The sequence below is a fragment of the Leclercia tamurae genome (genome assembly GCF_025566055.1).
Lineage (GTDB): Bacteria > Pseudomonadota > Gammaproteobacteria > Enterobacterales > Enterobacteriaceae > Enterobacter > Enterobacter tamurae.
In genome coordinates this window covers 115,897-138,193 of record NZ_JAMHKS010000069.1, presented here as the reverse complement: position 1 = coordinate 138,193, position 22,297 = coordinate 115,897, and the positions used below count along the sequence as shown (strand labels likewise).

20 protein-coding genes are annotated in these 22,297 nt (G+C 58.3%); 11 read left to right on the top strand and 9 right to left on the bottom strand.

Features of this window, described 5'->3' with window-relative positions:
* Nucleotides 1–36: 36 nt before the first annotated feature.
* From aroK to M8318_RS07345, 6 genes are all read right to left on the bottom strand, one after another.
* Nucleotides 37–558, bottom strand: coding sequence for a shikimate kinase AroK (gene aroK / locus M8318_RS07370; protein ID WP_010436374.1), 522 nt, complete (start codon nucleotides 556–558; stop codon nucleotides 37–39).
* Nucleotides 559–854: 296 nt separating this feature from the next.
* Nucleotides 855–2,090: a DNA uptake porin HofQ gene (hofQ, locus tag M8318_RS07365; RefSeq protein ID WP_262661748.1), complete on the bottom strand. Its 1,236-nt coding sequence runs from the start codon at nucleotides 2,088–2,090 to the stop codon at nucleotides 855–857.
* Nucleotides 2,005–2,400, bottom strand: coding sequence for a DUF2531 family protein (locus M8318_RS07360; protein WP_262661746.1), 396 nt, complete (start codon nucleotides 2,398–2,400; stop codon nucleotides 2,005–2,007). The genes hofQ and M8318_RS07360 overlap by 86 nt, the downstream gene beginning before the upstream one ends.
* Nucleotides 2,390–2,848 carry a HofO family protein gene (locus M8318_RS07355; RefSeq protein ID WP_262661744.1) on the bottom strand — a complete coding sequence of 153 codons (459 nt, stop codon included), beginning with the start codon at nucleotides 2,846–2,848 and terminating at the stop codon, nucleotides 2,390–2,392. The genes M8318_RS07360 and M8318_RS07355 overlap by 11 nt, the downstream gene beginning before the upstream one ends.
* Nucleotides 2,832–3,371, bottom strand: coding sequence for a PilN domain-containing protein (locus M8318_RS07350; RefSeq protein ID WP_262661743.1), 540 nt, complete (start codon nucleotides 3,369–3,371; stop codon nucleotides 2,832–2,834). Before M8318_RS07350 ends, M8318_RS07355 begins: the two co-directional genes overlap by 17 nt.
* Entirely contained in the window at nucleotides 3,368–4,150 is a 783-nt protein-coding gene (locus M8318_RS07345) for a type IV pilus biogenesis protein PilM (protein WP_262661742.1), read from the bottom strand. Before M8318_RS07345 ends, M8318_RS07350 begins: the two co-directional genes overlap by 4 nt.
* Nucleotides 4,151–4,270: 120 nt before the next feature.
* On the opposite strand from M8318_RS07345, the gene mrcA reads away from it, so the two are divergent.
* The gene (gene mrcA, locus M8318_RS07340; protein ID WP_262661740.1) at nucleotides 4,271–6,823 is read left to right on the top strand and encodes a peptidoglycan glycosyltransferase/peptidoglycan DD-transpeptidase MrcA; all 2,553 of its coding nucleotides are present in this window, start codon (nucleotides 4,271–4,273) and stop codon (nucleotides 6,821–6,823) included.
* A 40-nt stretch (nucleotides 6,824–6,863) separates the two neighbouring features.
* Here mrcA and nudE read toward each other — a convergent pair whose 3' ends face one another.
* Nucleotides 6,864–7,424 carry an ADP compounds hydrolase NudE gene (nudE, locus tag M8318_RS07335; protein WP_106995207.1) on the bottom strand — a complete coding sequence of 187 codons (561 nt, stop codon included), beginning with the start codon at nucleotides 7,422–7,424 and terminating at the stop codon, nucleotides 6,864–6,866.
* 325 nt (nucleotides 7,425–7,749) lie between these two features.
* Between nudE and M8318_RS07330 the strand changes: the two genes are divergently transcribed.
* The 5 genes from M8318_RS07330 (at nucleotide 7,750) to pckA (ending at nucleotide 13,932) form a co-directional block, all read left to right on the top strand.
* Nucleotides 7,750–9,885: an intracellular growth attenuator family protein gene (locus M8318_RS07330; protein ID WP_262661737.1), complete on the top strand. Its 2,136-nt coding sequence runs from the start codon at nucleotides 7,750–7,752 to the stop codon at nucleotides 9,883–9,885.
* A 64-nt stretch (nucleotides 9,886–9,949) separates the two neighbouring features.
* The gene (gene yrfG, locus M8318_RS07325) at nucleotides 9,950–10,633 is read left to right on the top strand and encodes a GMP/IMP nucleotidase (RefSeq protein ID WP_262661824.1); all 684 of its coding nucleotides are present in this window, start codon (nucleotides 9,950–9,952) and stop codon (nucleotides 10,631–10,633) included.
* Nucleotides 10,630–11,031 (top strand): ribosome-associated heat shock protein Hsp15, encoded by a 402-nt coding sequence (hslR, locus tag M8318_RS07320; protein ID WP_262661736.1) that lies wholly within the window; start codon nucleotides 10,630–10,632, stop codon nucleotides 11,029–11,031. Before yrfG ends, hslR begins: the two co-directional genes overlap by 4 nt.
* A 23-nt stretch (nucleotides 11,032–11,054) precedes the next feature.
* Complete coding sequence (gene hslO / locus M8318_RS07315; protein ID WP_262661735.1) at nucleotides 11,055–11,933, top strand: Hsp33 family molecular chaperone HslO; 879 nt, start codon at nucleotides 11,055–11,057, stop codon at nucleotides 11,931–11,933.
* A gap of 379 nt (nucleotides 11,934–12,312) precedes the next feature.
* Nucleotides 12,313–13,932: a phosphoenolpyruvate carboxykinase (ATP) gene (gene pckA / locus M8318_RS07310; RefSeq protein ID WP_262661733.1), complete on the top strand. Its 1,620-nt coding sequence runs from the start codon at nucleotides 12,313–12,315 to the stop codon at nucleotides 13,930–13,932.
* Nucleotides 13,933–14,021: 89 nt separating this feature from the next.
* On the opposite strand, the gene envZ is transcribed toward pckA, so the two are convergent.
* Together envZ and ompR are read right to left on the bottom strand one after the other, a co-directional pair.
* A complete protein-coding gene (envZ, locus tag M8318_RS07305; RefSeq protein ID WP_262661731.1) occupies nucleotides 14,022–15,371 on the bottom strand; it encodes a two-component system sensor histidine kinase EnvZ in 1,350 nt (449 codons plus the stop codon).
* On the bottom strand, nucleotides 15,368–16,087 hold the full coding sequence (ompR, locus tag M8318_RS07300) for an osmolarity response regulator transcription factor OmpR (protein WP_001157751.1): 720 nt from the start codon (nucleotides 16,085–16,087) through the stop codon (nucleotides 15,368–15,370). The genes envZ and ompR overlap by 4 nt, the downstream gene beginning before the upstream one ends.
* A 227-nt stretch (nucleotides 16,088–16,314) precedes the next feature.
* On the opposite strand from ompR, the gene greB reads away from it, so the two are divergent.
* From greB to feoC, 5 genes are all read left to right on the top strand, one after another.
* Nucleotides 16,315–16,788: a transcription elongation factor GreB gene (gene greB / locus M8318_RS07295; protein ID WP_166184406.1), complete on the top strand. Its 474-nt coding sequence runs from the start codon at nucleotides 16,315–16,317 to the stop codon at nucleotides 16,786–16,788.
* Between the two features lie 102 nt (nucleotides 16,789–16,890).
* Nucleotides 16,891–19,215, top strand: coding sequence for a Tex family protein (locus M8318_RS07290; protein ID WP_262661729.1), 2,325 nt, complete (start codon nucleotides 16,891–16,893; stop codon nucleotides 19,213–19,215).
* Between the two features lie 256 nt (nucleotides 19,216–19,471).
* Nucleotides 19,472–19,699 (top strand): ferrous iron transporter A, encoded by a 228-nt coding sequence (gene feoA / locus M8318_RS07285; protein WP_250586422.1) that lies wholly within the window; start codon nucleotides 19,472–19,474, stop codon nucleotides 19,697–19,699.
* Between the two features lie 30 nt (nucleotides 19,700–19,729).
* Nucleotides 19,730–22,048 (top strand): Fe(2+) transporter permease subunit FeoB, encoded by a 2,319-nt coding sequence (gene feoB / locus M8318_RS07280; RefSeq protein ID WP_262661728.1) that lies wholly within the window; start codon nucleotides 19,730–19,732, stop codon nucleotides 22,046–22,048.
* 8 nt (nucleotides 22,049–22,056) lie between these two features.
* Nucleotides 22,057–22,293, top strand: coding sequence for a [Fe-S]-dependent transcriptional repressor FeoC (gene feoC, locus M8318_RS07275; protein ID WP_262661727.1), 237 nt, complete (start codon nucleotides 22,057–22,059; stop codon nucleotides 22,291–22,293).
* Nucleotides 22,294–22,297: the final 4 nt, after the last annotated feature.

Sequence of the window (22,297 nt, the reverse complement as noted above, 5' to 3'; positions counted from 1 at the left end):
GCTTTTACCCGCAGGCGAGTGTATATAAAGCCAGAATCAGTTGCTTTCCAGCATATGAATAATCTGGTTTGCGACCACTTTTGCGCTCTGGTCGTCTGTACGGATAGTGACGTCGGCAATCTCTTCGTACAGCGGATTGCGTTCACCAGCCAGGGCTTCCAGAACTTCACGTGGAGGTGTCTCAACCTGCAGCAACGGGCGTTTTTTATCACGCTGCGTACGCGCCAGTTGTTTTTCGATGGTCGTTTCGAGATAGACCACGACACCGCGGGCGGAGAGACGGTTGCGAGTTTCGCGAGATTTTACAGAGCCGCCGCCAGTAGCCAGCACAATGCCCTGTTTTTCCGTAAGTTCATTAATGACTTTTTCTTCACGGTCACGGAAACCCTCTTCGCCTTCTACATCGAAGACCCAGCCCACATCAGCTCCGGTTCGTTTCTCAATCTCTTGATCAGAATCGTAAAATTCCATATTGAGTTGTTGAGCTAACTGGCGCCCAATAGTGCTTTTGCCGGCACCCATAGGCCCAACCAGAAAGATATTGCGTTTCTCTGCCATTTTTTCGGTACTACTAAGACTATTCGTTAATGGTAAACCCGCTGCACCGATATCGTGCGTAGCAGGACATGAACTGAAACCTCATATGCGATAGAGCGAGAGTCAGACTAAAAATTATCTCAATACTCTTGCTTGTTTGGCAACAGATTAAATCACCCTGCTTGCCGCTTAAGTTATTAAGGAGTGAGATTGAGTAAGCTGATTCTCAAATCGGTACTCCTTGTATGCTAATTCATGCCCCACGTCAAACATCTGCAACAAACAGTATGCAAAATCACGCGGGGCATTGTGGGACATTAAGGCGTCGCAACCAGGCGAGGCGTGATAAAAACCACTAACTCCCGACGTTCGTTGTCTTTTCCCTGATGACGAAAAAGTTGCCCCAGTAAAGGAATACGGCTCAAGCCTGGCACAGTTTCGCTACCGGTTTTATGCCTCTGAGAAAAAATTCCGCCTAAGGCCAGCGTTTCGCCGCTTTTTACTTCTACCTGAGTTTCAATCTCCTGCTTATCGATCGCCAGGGTTTCGCCATCGGCCTGCTGCAGAACCTGACCCGGGGCGTTCTCACTGATACGCAGCTTCAGGCGTACCCGTCCGTTGGCCAGCACCACCGGTGTCACCTCCATCCCCAGCACCGCCTCTTTAAATTCAACTGACGTCGCGCCGCTCTCGCCGCTCGAGACCTGATAGGGGATCTCACTGCCCTGCTTGATGCTGGCGGGCTGCATGTGCGACGCCAGCAACCGCGGGCTGGCAATGATATCGACCTGCTGCTTCTGTTCCAGGGCGGAGAGTTCGAGATCCAGCAGCCGACCGTTGATCCGCCCGATATTAAACCCCACCTGGGTAGTGGCATTGTTGACAGACAGATCGCTGCTGAGCAGCGTCAGCTGTCCGGACTTACCGGGCTGCTGCCCCTGGGCCAGATTCCACTTCACCCCCAGCTCGCGCAGGCTTTTCTCACTCATACTGACGATATGCGCGGCCAGCTCTACCTGAGCCACGGGGAGATCCATCTGCGCTACCCAGTGCTGGAGCGCCTCCATTGCAGCCCGGGTATCGCGCACCAGCAGGCGATTGGTGCGTTTGTCTACCGCCAGGCTGCCTTTTGGGCTGAGGAGCTTTTCGGCAGCCGCCTGTAAATCTCCTGCATCGGCATAAGAGAGGGGAAAACTCCGCGCCTCCAGCGGCGCGCTGAGCTGTCGTTTTGTTCGCTCGGCCTCTTTTCTGGCCTGCTGTTGCTGCTGCCAGTCGGCGGTATGGATATAAAAAATGCCCGCCTGCTGGCGCATGACCAGCCCGGCACTGGTGACTACCGTCTGGATCGCCTGCAGCCAGGGCACCTCCTGCAGACGCAGAGAGACATTGCCGCTGACGCCCGGGGAGATAATCATGTTGCGGTTCTCCTGCTCCGCCAGCGCCTGCAGAAGCTGGGCGACCGGCACCTCATCCACCACCAGGCTCACCGGTGCTGGCTCCGCGGCCAGCGCCTGGCTGCCCACCAGCAGTAATGCCGCGATCCCTGTTTTCATCCTGTTTCGTTCCTTGTCGTTGCCATCGCCACTGCGACGGTTCACACGTCCCGGGCATATCGATGACCAGTTCTTTTTCATCCAGCGCCGCCACCCGTCCGCCTTGTGCCAGCGTGTCGCCATGACGAAGGCGCAGCCAGCGCGACCTTTCATCCCTGACGATCGCCACCGGCACCCTACCCAGCACCACCCCGACATAACGCCACTGCCGCAACGTGGCAGCCGGGCAGCGTGATTCCGGGGCCTGAAAGGGATCGCGCAGGCCAAGAAGCAGCGGCAGTAATAGCAGCACTCCGCACTTAACCCGCATCCTGGCGCTCCAGCTGCATGACTATCTGTAACCTGTTCTGCCCGGGCTGAATGCTAAAACGCCCCACCGCAACGTCGCGCCGGGCGAGAGTGGCAAACAGGGAGGGGATCTGCGCCCACGTCGCCTCCATCACCAGTTCGCCCCCTGCTCCCCCGGGCTGCCAGCGAACCATCCGCAGCTCATCGGTATCTAACGCCAGCGGCGAAAATGGCTCTACTGCCACAGCAGATTCGTCGTCAGGGGGTGAGAGCTTACGCACGGCGGTCCACAGCCGGGCATGGGCCTCGGCATTGCGCGAGTGCTGAGCCTGCTGCGCCGCGGTCTGCCGATCCTGCATTCGCCAATGCATCCCGGTGAGGCAGCTCAGCAGTAACGCTGAACTGAGCCCCCAGCACAGGCAGCGGCCGCGCGGCGTCATGGCATACCAGCTGTCAGGAGGGATCCGCATCACCACTCTCCTTACGGGTCAGCGTCCAGCTAAACTGCCAGCGGCCCTGGGCATCCTGTCGCATCTCCCCCGGAGCACCGGGGGTAAAGCCTGGTATCTGACCCAGGGCCGTCTCCAGCGCCGCAAGGGCGGGCTGCGTGGCGGCGTAGCCGGTCAGCGAGAGGGTTGGATGCTGGAAGCGTAGCTGCGCCAGCCACGCCTGCTCCGGCAGGAGGCGGGATAAAGCGATCAATGCCGGTTGCCAGGCTTCCGTCTTCGCTTTGTGAACTGCCCACCGCTGCTGTTGCTGCTGCCGGGCCTGTAACGCCGTCCACTGCTTTTGCCGCTGCTCCAGCCCCTGACGCAGGGCCAGATCGCTTTGGTGTCGTAGCGCGTAAGCGCGTGTCACCAGGGGATTGCTGGCCCGAATAGCGGCGCAAAACATTAGCGCCAGCAGCAGCGAGCCGGTAAACATCAGCCCCCAGAAGCGCAGGCAGCGACGCCGTTGCTGCTGACGCCACGGCAGGAGATTGGCGGCCCTCATCGGGAGTGCTCTCCGGTCGCCAGCGCCAGCGCGACGCTGAAATCTGCCCCGTTTTCCGGCAGCGGAGGCTGGGTGCGGGATAGCACGCACCAGGGGTCGAAGTTGCCCGCCCCACAGCAGGCGATTTCGTCGACCCTGAGCGCCAGCAGGGCGGCCAGCCGATCGACGTCCGGAGCCTCTGCCAGCCCGCGGCGGCCCCACTGGTGGCGCATCGCCCAGAGCCACTGGTCCCGGTCGCGCCAGGCGACGCACTGGGCCGGGGCTTGCACAAAGGGCAACAGGTGCGCCAGCGCCCCGGCATCAGGTGTGACCGTTGCCAGCCGCAGACGCAGTACCCGGGCCAGCTCCAGCAGCGTCGCGATCTCCTTATTCTGCGCCGCCGTCACGTGATACGCCTGGCTGAAGGTATCCTCCGCATAATCAAACCGCAGGGCGTCGGGGGGCATCTCCAGCTCACGGCTTATCGCCGCGGCGATCCAGGCGGCCTGCTCGCTGTCCCGCAGGGTCATCGACGGGCGCGGTAGCGTGCGCTGGAGGGTGCGGGCGGCCGGAAAGGCGAGAAAAATGTGATGTTGATGAGGCAGCATCTGGCGCCACTCGCGCAGCGCCGCAGCCAGTTGTTCGGGCTGAAGAATTTGCCCGTCGCGGATAATGCCCGCCGCCAGGGGGAGCTGCCACCAGCGGCGCAACCCCCACCCCGACTTTTCGCGCACCAGCGCGACGGCCAGCACCTTATCCTGTTGAATATGAACGCCTGTATGCCATGTTTTAAACGCCATGTTTCACGATCTCCTTATCGTCCCGAGGGATAACGGCTATATCAATGCTACAGGCTTGCCTTTATACTACCGCGCGATTGTTTAGAAACTGCCCAGTTCAAACTAAATGGGAAATCTCCAGTGAAGTTCGTAAAGTATTTATTGATCCTTGCAGTCTGTTGCATTCTGCTTGGAGCAGGCTCGATTTTTGGTTTGTACAAATATATTGAGCCGCAACTGCCTGATGTCGCCACGCTTCGTGATGTACGACTCCAGATCCCGATGCAGGTCTACAGCACGGATGGCGAGCTTATCGCTCAGTACGGTGAGAAACGCCGTATCCCGCTGACCCTGGATCAGATCCCACCCGTCATGGTGAAAGCCTTTATTGCCACCGAAGACAGCCGCTTTTATGAGCACCATGGCGTCGATCCGGTGGGGATTTTCCGTGCCGCCAGCGTAGCGCTGTTCTCCGGCCATGCCTCTCAGGGTGCGAGTACCATCACCCAGCAGCTGGCACGTAACTTCTTCCTGAGCCCTGAAAAAACGCTGATACGTAAGGTGAAGGAAGTGTTCCTGGCGATCCGCATTGAGCAGATGCTGAATAAAGATGAGATCCTGGAGCTGTACCTCAACAAGATCTATCTCGGCTACCGTGCCTATGGCGTGGGTGCGGCGGCGCAGGTCTATTTTGGCAAATCCATTGAACAGTTAACCCTGAGTGAAATGGCGACCATCGCCGGTCTGCCGAAGGCGCCGTCTACCTTCAACCCGCTCTACTCGCTCAATCGCGCAACCGCCCGCCGCAACGTGGTGCTGTCGCGTATGCTGAGCGAAGGCTATATCAGCCAGACCCAGTACGATCAGGCGCGCAACGAGGCGATTGACGCCAACTACCATGCGCCGGAAATTGCCTTTTCTGCGCCCTATCTCAGCGAGATGGTGCGCCAGGAGATGGTCTCCCGCTACGGCGAGCAGGCCTACGAAGATGGCTACCGGGTTTACACCACCATCAGCCGCAACGTTCAGCAGGGCGCGCAGCAGGCGGTGCGTAATAACGTGATTGATTACGACATGCGCCACGGCTACCGCGGCCCGTCAAACGTGCTGTGGAAGGTGGGCGAGCCCGCCTGGGACAGCAAAAAGATCACCGATACCCTGAAACCGCTCCCGGGCTACGGGCCGTTTGTGGCGGCAGTGGTGACCCATGCCAATCCGCAGGAAGCCACCGCGATGCTCGCGGACGGCACCTCGGTGTCGCTGCGCATGGAGGGCATCCGCTGGGCGCGTCCGTATCGTTCAGATACGCAGCAGGGCGCAACCCCGCGCAAAGTGACCGATGCGGTACAGGCGGGTCAGCAGATCTGGGTCCGTCAGGTGAACGACGCCTGGTGGCTGGGGCAGATCCCGGACGTTAACTCCGCGCTGGTCTCCATCGACCCGCATAACGGCGCGGTGCTGGCGCTGGTGGGCGGCTTCGATTTTAACCAGAGCAAATTTAACCGTGCCACTCAGGCGCTGCGCCAGGTTGGCTCCAATATCAAGCCGTTCCTCTACACCGCGGCAATGGATAAAGGCCTGACCCTCGCCAGTATCCTCAATGACGTGCCAATCTCCCGCTGGGATGCCGGGGCCGGTTCCGACTGGCGGCCAAAAAACTCACCGGCCGAGTACGCTGGACCGATTCGCCTGCGTCAGGGGCTGGGGCAGTCGAAGAACGTGGTGATGGTTCGCGCCATGCGCGCCATGGGCGTCGACTATGCGGCGGAGTATCTGCAACGCTTCGGCTTCCCGGCACAGAACATCGTGCATACCGAGTCGCTGGCGCTGGGCTCTGCCTCCTTTACCCCGCTGCAGGTTGCGCGCGGTTATGCGGTGATGGCGAACGGCGGCTTCCTGGTCGATCCGTTCTTCATCAGCAAAATCGAGAACGATCAGGGCGGCGTTCTGTTTGAAGCGAAACCGAAAATTGCCTGCGCAGAGTGTGACATTCCGGTGATTTATGGCGATACGCCAAAATCCGAATCCCTGAACAACCAGGACATGGAAGATGTCGCTATTTCTCAGGCGCAGCAAAACGCGGCGGTGCCGATGCCGCAGCTTGAGCAGGCTAACCAGGCGCTGGTTGCGCAGACCGGAGCGCAGGAGTACGCCCCGCACGTGATTAACACGCCGCTGGCGTTCCTGATCAAAAGCGCGTTGAACAGCAACATCTTTGGCGAGCCGGGCTGGCAGGGTACGGGCTGGCGTGCCGGTCGCGACCTGCAGCGCAAGGATATTGGCGGCAAGACCGGGACCACCAACAGCTCGAAAGATGCCTGGTTCTCAGGTTACGGTCCGGGTGCGGTGACCTCGGTGTGGATCGGCTTTGACGATCACCGCCGTGATTTAGGCCGTACCACGGCGTCCGGGGCGATTAAGGATCAGATTTCCGGTTACGAAGGCGGGGCCAAAAGTGCCCAGCCAGCGTGGGATGCCTTTATGAAGATGCTGCTGGACGGCGTGCCGGAGCAGCCATTAACGCCACCGCCAGGCGTAGTGACGGTCAATATTGATCGCTACAGCGGTCAGCTCTCCAATGGTGGCAGCAGTCGGGAAGAGTATTTCATCGAAGGCACGCAGCCAACGCATCAGGCGGTGCATGAGGTGGGTACAACCCTGATTGATAACGGCGAGACGCAAGAGCTGTTCTAATACGTCTGCCCCCTTTCCCGATGGGAGAGGGGGACTCCTGCTACAACCTGCCCTGCCCTTTCAGCCACTCCCGCACCAGAAACAGCGCGCTCACGTTCCGGGCTTCGTTAAAGTCAGGCTCTTCCAGCAGATCCATCAGATGCGCCAGCGGCCAGCGCACCTGCGGCAGTGGCTCGGGTTCGTCCCCCTCCAGCCATTCCGGATAGAGATCTTCCGCCAGCACGATATTCATTTTGCTGGAAAAATAGGAGGGCGCCATGCTGAGCTTTTTCAGGAAGGTTAACTCCTTCGCCCCAAACCCGACCTCTTCTTTCAGCTCACGGTTGGCGGCTTCAAACACCGATTCACCGGGATCGATCAGCCCTTTGGAGAAGCCGAGCTCGTAAGATTCGGTTCCCACCGCGTATTCGCGGATCAGGATCAGATGCTCGTCAACAATGGGCACAATCATGACGGCTTCGCGCGTGGAGGGACGCATACGCTCGTAGACGCGGCGCACGCCGTTACTGAACTCCAGGTCCACACTTTCAACATTAAACAGACGCGATTTAGCGACGGTTTCAACATTCAGGATGGTGGGCTTTTGTAAGGGTTTGCTCATTTTGACGGGTCTTTGCTGGGTGAACTGCCCTCATTGTGCGATACGCCGCACGGTTTCGGCAATGTCAATCGCGCTTTATTTACATTTATGTAACCTATGCAGATTCATTCCTTAATTCAGGTCAAAAGTCAAGAGCTTGAAATTATTCCAGGAATTTGCTGATATCCCGTCAGGTTTAGCTTTGCTATTATCAGCGATCACTGGGATGCGCTTCAATTTGCTCAAGTTCAACGCCTTACATGCCGATAGCCAACCACAGACACGCGTTCACTGTTAAAAAGGTGCTACTGACTACACCTGTAAGAAAAAGTAAGATGGGGAAAGCATGAGCACCATTTTGATTGTCATCGCTGCTGTGCTGGCCTGCGCATGCATTGCAGGGTGGTTATACAGACGTCGGGCGCAGCGTCGATATCGCCTGCCTTATCATAATGCCTTTGCCGGGGCGAATACCCGCAAGCTCACCGCTGAAGAACGCAGCGCGATTGAGCAATATCTTGATTCTTTCAACCGTATCCAGCAGACGCCGGCGACAGGTGCCAGCGCCGCCCCGGTCTCGTTAAGCCTCAATGCTGAGAGCAATACCGTGCTTTGCGTGACACGCTCCATTACCCGCTACGGTATTACTACTGACGATCCCAATAAATGGCGTTACTACCTCGACTCGGCTGAGGTGCATCTCCCGCCGTCCTGGGAGCAGTACATCAATGATGAAAACAGCGTTGAGCTGATCCACACCGACTCCATCCCGCTGGTGATCGCCCTCAATGGTCACTCCATCGCGGAGTATGTCCAGGAAGCGCCGAACTTTGCGCTGGAGCACGTCAGCTCAACCCAGGCCTCGATTCGTGGCGAAGAGACCGAGCAGATTGAGCTGCTGAATATTCGCCAGGAGACGCACGAAGAGTACGCCCTGAGCCGTCCGGACGGCATTCGCGAAGCGCTGCTGATTGTCACCGCATTCCTGCTCTTTTTCTTCTGCCTGATGAGCCCGGATGTGTTTGCCCCGTGGCTTGCCGGGGGTGGCGTGCTGTTGCTGGCGGCAGGACTCTGGGGATTATTCGCTCCGCCGGCTAAAAATGCGCTGCGTGAGATCCACTGCCTGCGCGGCACACCAAAACGCTGGGGCCTGTTTGGCGAAAACGATCAGGACCACGTCAACAATATCTCGCTCGGCATTATCGACCTGATCTACCCCCGCCACTGGCAGCCGTGGCTGGCCCAGGATTTAGGGCAAAAAACCGATATTGATATCTATCTGGACCGGCACGTCGTGCGTCAGGGGCGCTATTTATCCCTGCATGACGAGGTCAAAAACTTTCCGCTACAGCACTGGCTGCGCAGCACGGTAATTGCCGGCGGCGCCGGGCTGGTACTGGCGATGCTGGTTTTCCTCGTCCCGCTGGATATGCCGATCAAATTTACCCTGTCGTGGATTAAAGGCGCTCAGACCATCGAGGCCACCAGCGTCGGGGAGCTCGAAAGTGCGGGCGTACGCATTGGCGATACGCTGCGTCTGAAGGGGACCGGGATGTGTAATATCCATGCCCCTGGCACCTGGAATGCCCGCCAGAGCTCACCCTTTACGCCGTTTGATTGCTCACAGGTGATCTGGAATGACGCAGCCCCCCTGCCGTTGCCGGAATCCGATATCGTTAACAAAGCCACGGCCCTGACCCAGGCGCTGTCGAGCCAGCTGCACCCTAAACCGGAAGATAACTCCCGCGTCAGCCCGGCATTACGCTCCGCCATTCAGAAATCGGGCATGATCCTGCTGGATGACTTTGGCGATATCGTGCTGAAAACCCAGGATCTGTGTGCCGAGCAGGATGAGTGCATCAGGCTGAAAAATGCGCTGGTAAACCTCGGCAACAGCAAAGACTGGGAGGCGCTGGTCAAACGTGCCGATGGCGGTCGTCTCGATGGCGTCAACGTCCTGCTGCGTCCGGTCAGCGCCGAGTCGCTGGAAAATCTGGTCACCACCTCTACCGCGCCGTTCGTGATGCGCGAAACCTCACGTGCCGCCCAGGCGCTTAACAGCCCGGCCCCCGGCGGCTTTGTGATCGTCAGCGACGAAGGCAGCGAGCTGGTCGATCAGCCCTACCCGTCGGTGGCGCTGTATGATTACCCGGCTCAGGAGCAATGGGGGGAGTTTCAGCGCCTGGCGCAGATGCTGATGCGCACGCCGTTCAGCGCGGAAGGGATTGTGACGGGCCTCTTTACCGATGCCAACGGCACCCGCCATGTCGAGCTGCACAGCATGCCGGACAGCGCCGGGTTATGGCGCTACATCGCCACCTCCCTGCTGATGCTGACGATGGTGGTGTGCATGCTCTGGAACGCCTTTATGGCCCTGCGCCGCTACCAGCGCTCGCGCACCCGCCTGGCCGATATTCAGCAATACTACGAAAATTGCCTCAACCCGAAGCTTATCCCCGCGCCTGAGAGCCTGATCGGATAACGCTCCCGCGTGGCAGGATATGCTACCCTGTCGCGCACGTTTCCTCTGGCTGGAGTATTCCCCGATGCATTTTGATATCGCCTGGCAGGAGGTCGATACCGTCCTGCTGGATATGGACGGCACACTGCTCGATCTCGCGTTTGATAATCACTTCTGGCAAAAACTGGTACCGGAAACCTACGGCGAGCAGCAGGGGATCTCCCCGGCAGAAGCGCAGGAATTCATCCGCCAGCAATATACCGCCGTACAACATACGCTAAACTGGTACTGCCTGGACTACTGGAGCGAACGTCTCGGTCTGGATATTTGCGCGATGACCACCGCTCAGGGCCCGCATGCCGCGCTGCGTGAAGATACCGTGCCCTTTCTTGATGCCCTGAAAGCGAGCGGCAAGCGGCGCATACTGCTGACCAACGCGCATCCGCATAATCTGGCGGTGAAGCTGGAACATACCGGACTGGCTTCACACCTTGATTTATTACTTTCCACCCACACATTTGGTTATCCGAAAGAGGATCAGCGATTGTGGCAGGCGGTGGCAGAAGAGACCGGCCTGCAGCCAGAACGTACGTTGTTCATTGATGACAGCGAACCGATTCTGGATGCGGCGGCAACCTTTGGCATTCGTTATTGCCTTGGCGTCACCAATCCTGATTCTGGCCTGGCTGAAAAAAGCTATCTGCGGCATCCGGGGATGAACGACTATCGCCAGATGATCCCCTCACTCACCGTGAAGGAGAAGCCATGAAAGAGAAGCCCTCCGAAGGGGTAAGACTGGACAAATGGTTATGGGCTGCCCGCTTTTACAAAACGCGCGCCCTCGCCCGCGAAATGGTTGAAGGCGGCAAAGTGCATTACAACGGGCAGCGCAGCAAACCGAGCAAGCTCGTGGAGCTGAATGCCACCCTGACCCTGCGTCAGGGCAACGACGAACGGACGGTGATCGTGAAAAACATCACTGAACAGCGTCGTCCGGCAACGGAAGCCAGCACCCTGTATGAAGAGACGGCCGAAAGCGTTGAAAAGCGCGAGAAGATGGCGCAGGCGCGTAAGTTAAATGCCCTGACCATGCCGCATCCCGACAGGCGACCGGACAAGAAAGAACGTCGCGATCTGATTAAATTTAAAAATGGCGAGAATGAGTGATTCTTGCTGAACGAGAGATGACTATGGCCCAACACGACCAATTACACCGCTATCTGTTTGAACAATTTGCCGTTCGCGGCGAGCTGGTAACGGTATCCGAAACCTGGAAACAGATCATGGAAAACCACAACTATCCGCAGCCGGTGAAAACCGTGCTGGGTGAGTTGCTGGTAGCCACCAGCCTGCTGACCGCCACCCTGAAATTTGCCGGTGATATCACCGTGCAGCTGCAGGGTGATGGCCCGATGAACCTGGCGGTGATCAACGGCAACAACCAGCAGCAGATGCGCGGCGTGGCGCGCGTACAGGGGGAGATCCCCGAAGGCGCAGACCTGAAAACGCTGGTCGGTAACGGCTACCTGGTGATCACCATCTCTCCGGAAGAGGGTGAACGCTATCAGGGCGTGGTCGGTCTGGAAGGCGATACTCTGGCGGCCTGCCTGGAAGATTACTTCATGCGTTCCGAACAGCTGCCAACTCGCCTGTTCATCCGTACCGGTGAAGTGGATGGCCAGCCTGCAGCCGGCGGTATGCTGCTCCAGGTTCTGCCTGCGCAGGATGCTCAGACCAATGATTTCGAGCATCTGGCCACGCTGACCGAAACCATCAAAGCGGAAGAGCTGCTCACCCTGCCGGCGAACGACGTGTTGTGGCGTCTGTACCACGAAGAAGAGGTGACGCTGTACGATCCGCAGGACGTGCAGTTCAAATGCACCTGTTCCCGTGAACGCTGCGCGGGCGCGCTGAAAACCCTGCCGGATGAAGAGATCGACAGCATCATGGCGGAAGAAGGCGAGATCGACATGCACTGCGATTACTGCGGTTCGCATTACGTCTTCAACGCGATGGATATTGCCGAGATCCGTAATAACGCCTCCCCGGCCGATCCTCAGCTGCACTAAGTTATTCCCTTAACTGCCCTCTCCCGGGGGCAGTTGACCTTTCTCTCCGCTCCGCTACCCTTTCATTTTACTCACTATTCCTTCCGCTCCTGCTGAATCGTTATCAATAATGTAAGTCTTTCGTAATTTACTTTCATGTATGCGCTTACACTCACATTCTCGCAGTTAAATTTACCAGCAATTAACCTTTTCAGAACATTTTCACCAACCAAAAAGTGATTCCTGCCATAATCTGCTCCGCGAAGTGACAGGAGTCACAGCGTTTTCCGTCATAAAGGGTTTTTGTCCAGATACGCAAATCTATGAGCCCGGTCGCGGTTAACATTCGAGGAAAAACCCTACAATTTAAGGCAGTATATATTGGCTAAGGAGCAGTGATATGCGTGTTAATGGTTTAACCCCGCAAGATCTCAAGGCTTATGGTATCAACGACGCTCACGATATCGTCTACAACCCCGATTACGATACGCTGTATCAGGAAGAGCTCAATCCAGCACTGGAAGGATACGAACGCGGTATATTGACGACCACCGGCGCTATCGCTGTCGATACCGGTATCTTTACCGGCCGTTCGCCTAAAGATAAGTACATTGTCCGTGACGACACCACCCGCGACACCCTGTGGTGGGCGGATAATGGTAAAGGGAAGAACGACAACAAAGCGATCTCCCCGGAAATCTGGCAGCAGCTGAAAACCCTCGTCACCCAACAACTCTCCGGCAAACGTCTGTTCATTATTGATGCTTACTGCGGCGCTAATGCCGACACCCGTCTTTCCGTGCGCTTCATCACCGAAGTTGCCTGGCAGGCGCATTTCGTGAAGAACATGTTCATTCGCCCCACCGATGAAGAGCTGCAGAGCTTCGAACCTGACTTTGTGGTGATGAACGGTGCGAAGTGCACCAACCCGAACTGGAAAGAACAGGGACTGAACTCAGAAAACTTTGTCGCCTTTAACCTGACGGAGCGTATCCAGCTGATCGGCGGGACCTGGTACGGCGGCGAAATGAAGAAAGGGATGTTCTCGGTGATGAACTACCTGCTGCCGTTACAGGGCATTGCCTCCATGCACTGCTCGGCAAACGTCGGCGAGAAAGGCGACGTGGCGGTGTTCTTCGGCCTGTCCGGCACCGGGAAAACCACCCTCTCCACCGACCCAAAACGCCGCCTGATTGGCGACGACGAGCATGGCTGGGATGATGACGGTGTGTTCAACTTCGAAGGTGGCTGCTACGCCAAGACCATTCGTCTGTCGGCAGAAGCGGAGCCGGATATTTTCCAGGCCATCCGCCGCGATGCGCTGCTGGAGAACGTGACGGTGCGTGCCGACGGCTCGGTCGATTTTGACGATGCGTCAAAAACCGAGAACACCCGCGTCAGCTACCCGATCTATCACATCGACAACATCGTTAAGCCGGTGTCGAAAGCCGGCCACGCGACCAAGGTGATCTTCCTCACCGCCGACGCGTTCGGCGTGCTGCCGCCTGTTTCACGCCTGACCGCCAGCCAGACCCAGTATCACTTCCTCTCCGGTTTTACCGCCAAGCTGGCCGGGACCGAGCGCGGCGTGACTGAGCCGACCCCCACCTTCTCCGCCTGCTTCGGCGCAGCCTTCCTGTCGCTGCACCCGACCCAGTACGCTGAAGTGCTGGTGAAGCGCATGCAGGCCTCTGGCGCCCAGGCATACCTGGTCAACACCGGCTGGAACGGCACCGGCAAGCGTATCTCGATCAAAGATACCCGCGCCATTATCGACGCCATTCTGAATGGTTCCCTGGATGATGCAGAGACCTTCACCCTGCCGATGTTTGATCTGGCGATCCCGACCGAACTGCCGGGCGTGGATACGCATATTCTTGACCCACGCAACACCTACGGTTCACCGGAGCAGTGGCAGGAAAAAGCCACCCAGCTGGCGAAACTGTTCAAGGAAAACTTCGAGAAGTACACCGATACGCCAGCAGGTGCGGCGTTGGTGAGTGCAGGGCCTAAGCTGTAGAGACTGTGCCGGGTGGCGCTGCGCTTACCCGGCCTACAAAATTCCAGAACGTAGGCCGGGTAAGGCAAAGCCGCCACCCGGCGTAGTTTTTAACTCTCTTTCACCTGCTGTCCACGCGTAAACGGAACCGGCAGCCACGCGCGGATGCATAACCCGCCCCGCTCGCTGGTACCAATCTCCAGCAGACCGTTATGGTTATCCACGATACGCTGAACAATCGCCAGGCCTAAACCGGTGCCGCTGGTGCTGCGCGCGCTGTCGCCACGCACAAAGGGCTGGAACAGGTGTTTGCGCTGCTCCGGTTTAATCCCCGGACCGTCATCCTCCACCTGGAACCAGGCGCGGTTCAGTTCAGACCCGCTGCTGACCTTGATCCAGCCGTTGCCGTAGCGGGCGGCGTTAACCACCATATTCGCCACTGCACGCTTGATGGAGAGTGGATGCATGCGCACGGTGATATCTCCCGGCTGCAGATCGGTTTCGATCTCACGCTCGTAACCACTCTCGGCCGCCACCACTTCGCCCAGCACCGCGTTCAGCTCGGCGATCTCCATCGGCATCTCCTGCCCGGTACGCAGGTAGTCGATGAACTGCTCGATAATGGCGTTGCACTCTTCGATGTCCTTGTTGATGGACTCCGCCAGGTAGCCGTCCTCCTCGCCCATCATTTCAGTGGCGAGGCGAATACGCGTCAGCGGAGTGCGCAGGTCATGGCTGACCCCGGCCATCAGCAGGGTTCGATCGTCGGCCAGCTGCTTAACGCCAGCCGCCATATGGTTGAAGGCGCGGGTCACCGATCGCACTTCCGACGCGCCATACTCACGCAGCGGAGGCGGAATAATGCCTTTACCGACCTGAAGCGCCGCATGCTCCAGGTCGACCAGCGGTCGGTTCTGGATACGGATAAACAGCCAGGCGCCGCCTATCGCCAGCAGCATAATCGCCAGGGTGTAACGGAACAGCGGCGAGAAGTCACCCTGATGGATTTCGGTCAGCGGCACACGCACCCAGATGTTGGGTGACAGCCAGGTTTTCAGCCAGACCACCGGCGAGCTTTTGTTGACCTCAACGCGAACTTCCGTCGGGCCACCCAGCTGCTGCGCCATCTGCTGACTGAGGAATTCGTAATGCTGTGCCCAGCGCAGGCCTGCGTCTTCCGCCGCTTCGTTGGAATAGAGCGATATCCCCAGCTCACGGTAGATTTCCCGGCGAAACGCCGGTGGCACCACCAGCTGCGTGCCGTCCTCCAGCTGCAGTTTATCGGTCATCAGCATACGTACTTCGTAGGCCAGGACCTTATTAAACTGCTGCAGGCTCGGCAGGATCGCAAAGTTCAGCACCACCAGATAGGTCGTCACCAGGCTGACAAACAGCAGGGTGACGATCAGTAACAGGGTGCGGGCAAACGAGCTACGCGGCGAGAAACGCATTCGCCTCATGCTTTAGAGCCGTCCGGGACAAACACGTAGCCCAGACCCCAGACGGTCTGGATATAGCGCGGATGCGCCGGATCCTCTTCCACCATGCGACGCAGGCGGGAGATCTGTACGTCGATGGAACGCTCCATCGCGGAGTATTCACGGCCACGCGCCAGGTTCATCAGCTTGTCGCGGGAGAGCGGCTCACGCGGGTGGCTGACTAAAGCTTTGAGGACCGCAAATTCACCGCTGGTCAGCGGCATCGGCTCGTCTTCACGGAACATCTCGCGGGTACCGAGGTTCAGCTTGAACTTACCGAAGGCGATCACCGCCTCTTCCTGCGACGGCGCGCCCGGTAGTTCGTTCGCCTGACGACGCAGTACGGCACGAATACGGGCCAGCAGCTCACGCGGGTTAAACGGTTTTGGAATGTAGTCGTCGGCGCCAATTTCCAGGCCCACGATACGGTCAACTTCTTCCCCTTTCGCCGTGACCATAATGATCGGCATTGGGTTGCTTTGGCTACGCAGGCGGCGGCAGATGGAGAGCCCATCTTCGCCCGGCAGCATCAGATCCAGCACCATCAGGTGGAAGGATTCGCGGGTCAACAGGCGATCCATCTGTTCGGCGTTGGCGACGCTACGAACCTGGAAGCCCTGCTCGGTCAGATAACGCTCGAGCAGCGCGCGCAGGCGCATGTCGTCATCCACCACCAGAATCTTATAATTCTCTTGCATTGTCAGTACTCCCAAAGGTTCGGATAATCTTGAACAGCGTATTCTAAAAAAGTGGGCGTTCACGACCAGCTAATTCTGGTATAAATTCTAGTCGAAATTGTTACAAAGCATATTTTACAGCAGCTTATCTGCACAATTCGTCACATAACTCATTATTAATCTTGTCTGTTAAGCTAAGTGATACGTAATGTGCGCAAGGTATGCAACCAAAGTCGTAAGGCCAGAGAATGAAAACGCCCCTGATCACCCGCGAAGGGTATGAGAATCTGAAGAAAGAGATGGACACGCTGTGGCGGGAAGAGCGCCCGGAGGTGACGAAAAAAGTAACCTGGGCTGCCAGCCTCGGTGACCGCAGTGAAAACGCCGACTACCAGTACAACAAAAAGCGGCTGCGGGAAATCGATCGCCGGGTGCGCTATCTGACCAAATGCCTCGAGCACCTGAAAATTGTCGATTATTCCCCGCAGCAGGAGGGCAAAGTCTTCTTCGGCGCGTGGGTGGAGATCGAAAACGACGACGGCGATCTGAAGCGCTTTCGGATTGTCGGCTACGATGAAATTTTTGGTCGTAAGGATTACATTTCGATCGACTCGCCAATGGCTCGGGCGCTACTGAAAAAAGAGGTCGGCGATCTGGCCGTGGTGCATACCCCCGCCGGGGAAGCGACCTGGTATGTGAACGCCATCGACTATGTGAAATAACCCGCCGGAACAATCCGAGAGCCTGGCGCGGCGGCTGGCATTTTGCCGTGTCAGTCCGTATAACTATCCCCTGATTTTTTCGACCCACAAGATGAAATAGCCATGATGAAAGATTCGCTCTGCCGCATTATTGCGGGTGAACTTCAGGCAAGGGCGGAACAGGTAGAAGCTGCCGTTCGCCTGCTTGATGAAGGGAACACCGTGCCGTTTATCGCACGTTATCGTAAGGAAGTGACTGGCGGTCTGGATGATACGCAGCTGCGTAACCTGGAAACCCGCCTTGGCTATCTGCGTGAACTGGAAGACAGGCGTCAGACGATCCTGAAATCCATCGGTGAACAGGGCAAGCTGACCGACGATCTGGCCAAAGCCATTAACACCACCCTGAATAAAACCGAACTCGAAGACCTCTACCTGCCGTACAAACAAAAACGCCGCACCCGCGGGCAGATCGCCATTGAAGCCGGCCTTGAGCCGCTGGCGGATCTGCTGTGGACCACGCCGTCCCACGACCCGGAAACCGCAGCCGCGACGTTTATCGATGCCGATAAAGGCGTGGCCGACACCAAAGCCGCCCTCGATGGCGCACGCTATATACTGATGGAGCGCTTTGCCGAAGACGCTGCCCTGCTGGCAAAAGTGCGTGACTACCTGTGGAAGAACGCCCATATCGTCTCCACCGTGGTCGCCGGTAAAGAGGAAGAAGGGGCGAAATTCCGCGACTACTTCGATCACCACGAACCGATTTCGACCGCGCCGTCGCACCGCGCGCTGGCGATGTTCCGTGGCCGCAATGAAGGCGTGCTGCAGCTCTCCCTGAATGCCGACCCGCAGTTTGACGAGCCGCCGAAAGAGAGCCACGGCGAGCAGATCATTATCGACCATCTCGGCCTGCGCCTGAACAATGCCCCGGCGGACAGCTGGCGCAAAGGGGTGGTGAGCTGGACCTGGCGCATCAAGGTGCTGATGCACCTCGAAACCGAACTGATGGGCACCGTGCGTGAACGCGCCGAAGACGAGGCGATTAACGTTTTTGCCCGTAACCTGCACGATCTGCTGATGGCCGCCCCGGCGGGCCTGCGCGCCACCATGGGCCTCGATCCAGGCCTGCGTACCGGCGTAAAAGTGGCGGTCGTGGACGGCACCGGCAAGCTGGTGGCCACAGACACCATCTACCCGCACACCGGCCAGGCGGCCAAAGCGGCCGTCGCCGTGGCGGCGCTGTGTGAGAAGCACAACGTCGAGCTGGTGGCGATCGGCAACGGTACCGCCTCGCGTGAAACCGAGCGTTTCTTCCTCGACCTGCAGAAGCAGTTCCCGAAAGTGACGGCGCAAAAGGTGATTGTCAGCGAAGCGGGCGCGTCGGTGTACTCCGCGTCTGAACTGGCCGCCCTCGAATTCCCGGATCTGGACGTCTCCCTGCGTGGGGCGGTCTCTATCGCCCGCCGCCTGCAGGATCCGCTGGCCGAGCTGGTGAAGATCGACCCAAAATCCATCGGCGTGGGCCAGTACCAGCATGACGTCAGCCAGACGCAGCTGGCGCGTAAGCTGGATGCGGTGGTGGAAGACTGCGTGAACGCCGTCGGCGTTGACCTGAATACCGCTTCCGTCGCCCTGCTGACCCGCGTGGCGGGCTTAACCCGCATGATGGCGCAGAATATCGTCGCCTGGCGCGATGAGAACGGTCAGTTCCAGAATCGTCAGCAGCTGCTGAAGGTGAGCCGTCTGGGGCCAAAAGCCTTTGAGCAGTGCGCGGGCTTCCTGCGTATCAACCACGGCGACAACCCGCTGGATGCCTCCACCGTTCACCCGGAAGCGTACCCGGTTGTTGAGCGCATTCTGGCGGCCACCCGGCAGGCGCTGAAGACGCTGATGGGCAACAGCAGCGAACTGCGTAACCTGAAAGCGGTCGACTTCACCGATGAGAAGTTCGGCGTGCCGACGGTGTCCGACATCATCAAAGAGCTGGAAAAGCCGGGCCGCGATCCGCGTCCGGAGTTCAAAACCGCGACCTTTGCCGACGGCGTGGAGACGATGAACGACCTGCTGCCGGGCATGGTACTGGAAGGCGCAGTCACCAACGTCACTAACTTTGGTGCCTTTGTCGATATCGGCGTGCATCAGGATGGTCTGGTGCATATCTCCTCTCTGGCCGACATGTTCGTGCAGGATCCGCATACCGTGGTGAAAGCCGGCGACATCGTGAAGGTGAAAGTGCTGGAGGTGGATCTGCAGCGCAAGCGTATCGCCCTGACCATGCGTCTGGACGAGCAGCCTGGCGAGACCAACGCCCGTCGTGGCGGCGGTAACAGCGATGCGCGCCCGCAGCAGCGTCCGGCAGCGAAACCGCGCGGGCGTGAAGCGCAGCCATCCGGTAACAGCGCGATGATGGATGCGCTGGCGGCGGCGATGGGTAAGAAGCGTTAAACATTTCCCTCTCCTCTTTGAGGAGAGGGTTTATATGTTATTTTTTTATTTAATCATGCCGCAAATAAAAAACTCCTCGTCAGCACTTCATTAACAAATAACACAATCACTTCTTCTGCAAATATTGAGCAAGGTCAATCAGCCCGCAAATTAATAGCCGTATCTACATTCCGTCACATATTAATTATTGATGACAGAAACCATTCTCATTACCATTGTGCCTGTTGATTATTTAACCGTCCGTTAAGTAGGCACTATGCAATTCACTCCAGACAGCGCGTGGAAAATTACCGGCTTCACCCGCGAAATCAGCCCGGCCTATCGGCAGAAACTGCTCTCTTTAGGGATGCTACCCGGCTCCTCTTTCAATGTGGTGCGCGTTGCTCCACTGGGCGATCCGGTGCATATCGAAACCCGACGTGTGAATCTGGTTCTGCGTAAGAAAGATCTCGCCTTAATAGAAGTTGAAGCCCTGTCTCAATAACACGCCAGCTCCCGTAGCGAGTCGAAAAGAATGAAAAAATTAACCATTGGCTTAATTGGCAATCCCAATTCCGGCAAGACCACGTTATTTAACCAGCTTACCGGCGCGCGTCAGCGGGTCGGTAACTGGGCGGGCGTCACGGTCGAACGTAAAGAGGGCCAGTTTGCAACCACCGATAATCAGGTCACTCTTGTCGATCTGCCGGGCACCTACTCATTAACCACCATCTCCTCCCAGACCTCGCTGGATGAGCAGATCGCCTGCCACTACATTCTGAGCGGCGACGCCGACCTGCTGATCAACGTGGTGGATGCCTCTAATCTCGAGCGCAACCTCTACCTGACGTTACAGCTGCTGGAGTTGGGCATTCCCTGCGTGGTGGCGCTGAACATGCTTGATATTGCGGAGAAGCAGCAGATCCGCATCGACGTCGACGCCCTCTCCGCCCGTCTCGGCTGCCCGGTGGTGCCGCTGGTCTCTACCCGCGCCCGCGGGATCGACGCCCTTAAGCTGGCGATTGACCGCCACACCCGTAATGCCGACGTAGAGCTGGTGCATTACGCCCAGCCGCTGCTGCGGGAAGCCGGGATCCTCGCTCAGGAGATGGCGCACAGCATGCCGTTCAAACAGCGTCACTGGCTCGGCCTGCAGATGCTGGAAGGGGATATCTACAGCCGCGCCTATGCCGGTGATGCCGCGCAGTATCTGGATGTCTCCCTCGCACGCTTAAACGATGAGCTGGACGACCCGGCCCTGCACATTGCCGATGCTCGCTATCAGAGCATTGCCGCCATTTGCGACGTGGTCAGCAACGCCCTCACCGCCGAGCCAAGCCGCTTTACCCGGGCGATGGACAGCGTGATCCTCAACCGTTTCCTTGGCCTGCCGGTGTTCCTGCTGGTGATGTACGTGATGTTCCTGCTGGCCATCAACATCGGCGGCGCGTTACAGCCGCTGTTTGATGTCGGCTCGGTGGCGATCTTCATTCACGGCATTCAGTGGCTGGGCTACACCCTGCACCTGCCGGAGTGGCTGACCATTTTCCTCGCTCAGGGTATAGGCGGCGGGATCAACACCGTGCTGCCGCTGGTGCCGCAGATCGGCATGATGTATCTGTTCCTCTCCTTCCTGGAGGACTCCGGTTACATGGCCCGCGCGGCCTTCGTGATGGATCGCCTGATGCAGGCCCTCGGCCTGCCGGGCAAATCGTTCGTGCCGCTGATTGTCGGCTTCGGCTGCAACGTGCCGTCGGTGATGGGTGCCCGCACCCTGGATGCGCCCCGCGAACGACTGATGACCATCATGATGGCGCCGTTTATGTCCTGCGGTGCCCGGCTGGCGATCTTCGCGGTGTTTGCGGCAGCTTTCTTTGGCCAGGAGGGGGCGCTGGCGGTCTTCTCCCTGTACGTGCTGGGCATCGTGATGGCGATCCTCACCGGCCTGATGCTCAAACACACCATCATGCGTGGCGAAGCGTCGCCGTTCGTGATGGAGCTGCCGGTCTACCACGTCCCGCACCTGAAAAGCCTGCTGATCCAGACCTGGCAGCGGCTGAAAGGCTTTGTCCTGCGGGCGGGTAAAGTGATTGTGGTGGTCAGTATCTTCCTCAGCGCCCTGAACAGCTTCACGCTCAGCGGCCAGGCGGCGGACAACATTAACGACTCGGCGCTGGCCTCCGTCAGCCGCGTCATCACCCCGCTGTTCAAACCGATTGGCGTGCATGAAGACAACTGGCAGGCCACCGTCGGGCTGTTCACCGGCGCGATGGCGAAAGAGGTGGTGGTCGGCACGCTGAACACCCTCTACACCGCCGAAAATATTCAGGACGAGGAATTCAACCCGGCGGAGTTCCAGCTCGGAGACGAACTGTTCAGCGCGGTGGATGAAACCTGGCAAAGCCTGAAAGAGACCTTCAGCCTGAGCGTGCTGGCCAACCCGATTGAAGCCAGCAAAGGCGACGGGGAGATGGCAACCGGTGCGATGGGCGTGATGAGCGAGAAGTTTGGCAGCGCCTCGGCGGCCTACAGCTACCTGATCTTCGTCCTGCTCTACATTCCATGCATCTCGGTGATGGGGGCCATCGCCCGCGAATCGAGCCGCGGCTGGATGGGCTTCTCCGTCCTGTGGGGGCTGAATATCGCCTACTCGCTGGCGACGGTGTACTACCAGACGGTGAACTTCAGCCAGCATCCGCACTACAGCCTGGTCTGTATCCTGGCGGTAGTGCTGTTTAACGTGGTGGTGATGGGCCTGCTGCGCCGGGCGCGTAGCCGCGTGGACGTCAACCTGCTGGCGAAAGGCAGAACCGCAGCGGCCTGCTGCGACAGCCCGGCCAGCGACTGTCATTAGGAGGCGGCATGGCATCGTTAATTGAGGTGCGTGATTTACTGGCGCTGCAGGGAAGAATGGAAGCCACCCAGCTCAGCCAGATGCTGCGCACGCCGCAGGCGATGATCGAGGCGATGCTGGAGCGTCTGGAGGCGATGGGCAAAGCGAAGCGGATCCAGGAAGATGGTGACGGCTGCTTATCCGGCAGTTGCAAAAGCTGTCCTGAAGGAAAGGCCTGTCTCAGGGAGTGGTGGGTACTGCGTTAGTCGT

Bases quoted from the DNA above. Each gene is read 5' to 3' on its own strand.
- nudE (WP_106995207.1), bottom strand. From the start codon at position 7,424: ATGAGCAAACCCTTACAAAAGCCCACCATCCTGAATGTTGAAACCGTC.
- M8318_RS07330 (WP_262661737.1), top strand. From the start codon at position 7,750: ATGAGCACCATTTTGATTGTCATCGCTGCTGTGCTGGCCTGCGCATGC.
- M8318_RS07355 (WP_262661744.1), bottom strand. From the start codon at position 2,848: ATGCGGATCCCTCCTGACAGCTGGTATGCCATGACGCCGCGCGGCCGC.
- yrfG (WP_262661824.1), top strand. From the start codon at position 9,950: ATGCATTTTGATATCGCCTGGCAGGAGGTCGATACCGTCCTGCTGGAT.
- envZ (WP_262661731.1), bottom strand. From the start codon at position 15,371: ATGAGGCGAATGCGTTTCTCGCCGCGTAGCTCGTTTGCCCGCACCCTG.
- M8318_RS07360 (WP_262661746.1), bottom strand. From the start codon at position 2,400: ATGCGGGTTAAGTGCGGAGTGCTGCTATTACTGCCGCTGCTTCTTGGC.
- hslR (WP_262661736.1), top strand. From the start codon at position 10,630: ATGAAAGAGAAGCCCTCCGAAGGGGTAAGACTGGACAAATGGTTATGG.
- M8318_RS07345 (WP_262661742.1), bottom strand. From the start codon at position 4,150: ATGGCGTTTAAAACATGGCATACAGGCGTTCATATTCAACAGGATAAG.
- aroK (WP_010436374.1), bottom strand. From the start codon at position 558: ATGGCAGAGAAACGCAATATCTTTCTGGTTGGGCCTATGGGTGCCGGC.
- hslO (WP_262661735.1), top strand. From the start codon at position 11,055: ATGGCCCAACACGACCAATTACACCGCTATCTGTTTGAACAATTTGCC.
- pckA (WP_262661733.1), top strand. From the start codon at position 12,313: ATGCGTGTTAATGGTTTAACCCCGCAAGATCTCAAGGCTTATGGTATC.
- greB (WP_166184406.1), top strand. From the start codon at position 16,315: ATGAAAACGCCCCTGATCACCCGCGAAGGGTATGAGAATCTGAAGAAA.
- feoB (WP_262661728.1), top strand. From the start codon at position 19,730: ATGAAAAAATTAACCATTGGCTTAATTGGCAATCCCAATTCCGGCAAG.
- feoA (WP_250586422.1), top strand. From the start codon at position 19,472: ATGCAATTCACTCCAGACAGCGCGTGGAAAATTACCGGCTTCACCCGC.
- hofQ (WP_262661748.1), bottom strand. From the start codon at position 2,090: ATGAAAACAGGGATCGCGGCATTACTGCTGGTGGGCAGCCAGGCGCTG.
- ompR (WP_001157751.1), bottom strand. From the start codon at position 16,087: ATGCAAGAGAATTATAAGATTCTGGTGGTGGATGACGACATGCGCCTG.
- M8318_RS07350 (WP_262661743.1), bottom strand. From the start codon at position 3,371: ATGAGGGCCGCCAATCTCCTGCCGTGGCGTCAGCAGCAACGGCGTCGC.
- feoC (WP_262661727.1), top strand. From the start codon at position 22,057: ATGGCATCGTTAATTGAGGTGCGTGATTTACTGGCGCTGCAGGGAAGA.
- M8318_RS07290 (WP_262661729.1), top strand. From the start codon at position 16,891: ATGATGAAAGATTCGCTCTGCCGCATTATTGCGGGTGAACTTCAGGCA.